Genomic DNA, 1412 nt, shown 5'->3' with positions numbered 1-1412 from the left:
CGAGGGTTGTAAAGGGTGCGGGAGGTGAGGCGTTGTGGCGCGCGATCAGGGATCGGGTGAAGGGGGGGACGGCGGGGTGAGGTTGGAGTAGCGGCGGCGACGGCTCGCGTAGAAGGCAGCAAGTGCTGGAAGCGTCAGGACCGCAGGCGCGGGGACTACTGCAACGAAGGCCTGTTCGGGGGAGAGGCCGTTGCGAGCGTTGCCCACGATGGTCCGACCGTCGGCGGAAACGCCGTTCACGATGCTCGCCGTCCATCCCTCGGGGAACGCGACGCCGAAGCGGTTCAGATAGGTGGTGAGCGTTTCGAAGCCGTGGTCGGGGGTCCAGATGGCGCCTTGGGGAAGGCTGGTTATGTCGTCCGGCATTGCAAGCTGGCCACCAACCACAGTTCCGTCGTCGTTAACGCACAGTGCGGCGCTGCCTTGCCACCCCGGCGACGTTCCCAGGTCCACAACCTGCGAGTTACGCCACATGGTTGCGGTGACCGCGTTTGCCCCACCACCACCAACAATGATGCGCCCATCAAAGTTGACCGCAAGAGCGGACGCATCGCCCGCCGATGGCAGCAAAGTCAACCCACCCGCCTGACTCCACGAATAGGCTCGGTAGGTGGTATCGACTCTGACATAACCCACGATAGTGCTTCCATCAGTGCTCACACCTCGCGCCGTGCTATTTCCTGATAGATCGAAGCCAAACGTCTGCGTCCCTTCCTCGCTGTTCCATCGGAACGAACGTGTGAGACTTCCAGGGCTGGGCGTACTGCCCCAGCCGACGATGACGTCACCGTTTCCGGAAACCGCCGTGGCATCGGATCTCGAATAGCCGGGGCCAATCCGACCGAGCGATTCAAACGTCCCTTGCCCTCGCCAGCGGAAGAAGTCCGGCCCGGTGGATCCCACGACCGTCGACCCGTCGGCCGAGATGGCATAGCCGTAGGTGTTCAAGTTCGATGCGCCAGGCTCGGCGCCGATGTCGTAAAGACCGGTGTTGGCACGCCAAATGAACGCTCGACTTCCTGAAGTGCCCACCACCGTGGACCCGTCGGCAGACACGCCGTTTGCCTGCGAGTAGGTCGAGCCGGGTCGAAAGCCGAGGAGGGTGACGGAAGGAGTCTGGGCGATCGCGATTGACGTCACAGCGGCCGCGACGGTCGCGGTGAGGGCAGTGACAAAGTTGAGGCCTTGGGCCTGCATTCTTCAGACATACACCATGGATGGCGGTGGTGCCAGCGGAATTTCGGGCTTGGGTGCGAATAACTGCGGGGTGGCTGAGACGACCCTTCAGGCCGCCGCGCGGCTGCACCAACAAAAACACTGACCTGCGGACAGGTCAGTGGCACGGGAATGCAATGCTGCTCAACGTACGTGGACTTACTTCGACTTTGCGACGCCCATGGGTTTGCGGAGGC

The 1412-nt window shown here is 62.8% G+C and carries 1 protein-coding gene; it reads right to left on the bottom strand.

Annotated elements, in window-relative coordinates; translation table 11 throughout:
- Window positions 1-45: 45 nt before the first annotated feature.
- Entirely contained in the window at window positions 46-1197 is a 1152-nt protein-coding gene (locus NJ959_RS29530; RefSeq protein WP_254015326.1) for a hypothetical protein, read from the bottom strand.
- Window positions 1198-1412 lie beyond the last annotated feature (215 nt).

Source organism: Limnofasciculus baicalensis BBK-W-15, assembly GCF_024178385.1.
GTDB lineage: Bacteria > Cyanobacteriota > Cyanobacteriia > Cyanobacteriales > Coleofasciculaceae > Limnofasciculus > Limnofasciculus baicalensis.
The sequence above is the reverse complement of the archived record's forward strand: the minus strand, read 5'-3'. Positions and strand labels throughout refer to the sequence as shown.

What these genes read in the sequence shown, in the direction of transcription:
- NJ959_RS29530 (WP_254015326.1), bottom strand. Translation starts at nt 1,197, where the DNA reads ATGCAGGCCCAAGGCCTCAACTTTGTCACTGCCCTCACCGCGACCGTC.